The organism is Flavobacterium orientale (genome assembly GCF_014638005.1).
GTDB classification, from domain to species: domain Bacteria; phylum Bacteroidota; class Bacteroidia; order Flavobacteriales; family Flavobacteriaceae; genus Flavobacterium; species Flavobacterium orientale.
The window spans coordinates 1-612 of record NZ_BMFG01000038.1; the positions used below are offsets into that span (position 1 = coordinate 1).

At 33.0% G+C, this 612-nt stretch carries 2 protein-coding genes; both read right to left on the reverse strand.

What is annotated here, in order from left to right:
* Window positions 1-102: 102 nt before the first annotated feature.
* Window positions 103-333: a hypothetical protein gene (locus tag IEV15_RS14540; RefSeq protein ID WP_188363262.1), complete on the reverse strand. Its 231-nt coding sequence runs from the start codon at window positions 331-333 to the stop codon at window positions 103-105.
* Window positions 334-415: 82 nt separating this feature from the next.
* Window positions 416-612 (reverse strand): hypothetical protein (locus IEV15_RS14650; protein ID WP_229734170.1); only part of this gene is annotated, 197 nt, incomplete at its 5' end.

The following is a 612-nucleotide window of genomic DNA, read 5'->3' on the forward strand; positions in this document are numbered from 1 at the left end:
TAGTATCGGGCAATGATATAGGATTTGAGTACATCCCTGATATCTGAGTTATGACTACCTATATGATAGGTACTTATGATGTAGGCAATTGTTTTCATGGCATTATCCGAGTAATTGTTTTTCGAATGTTTCTTGGTCATCGGGATCTGGCCAGTTAATGGATTCTTCCATATATTCAATGACTAAGTCCATGAATTGTCCCTGTAATTCTGGGGTAAGTGTTGAAATTTCTGTTTGTACTTCCCGTTGGATTTGGTCGTAGTGATAAGCAAAGATTCTGCGGATACGGGTTGAGATACCGGCATACTTTTTTAATAACTCATTATTTTTCATAAGTCTACAAATTAAAATGTTAATAATTAAATTTTACTCTGCAAAAGTAATATATTTATTTTATATATGCAAACCATGGTTATCATGGCTGAGGAATAGGTATGATATCTGTTATGATTACCTTTTCTGAAGTAAGATTCCAATAATTTCGGATTTCTTTCAAGGCATTAATCATATGTAGATGTTCAGATATTAGTTCCTCTCCAGGATATTTGAGGTAATCTCTTATTTGTTCTGTTCGATAATTGATGGTAAAGGCTTGAGTATCCTTTAGTATAT

Excerpts from the sequence above, each read along its gene's own strand:
- IEV15_RS14540 (WP_188363262.1), bottom strand. The coding sequence starts at position 333 with ATGAAAAATAATGAGTTATTAAAAAAGTATGCCGGTATCTCAACCCGT.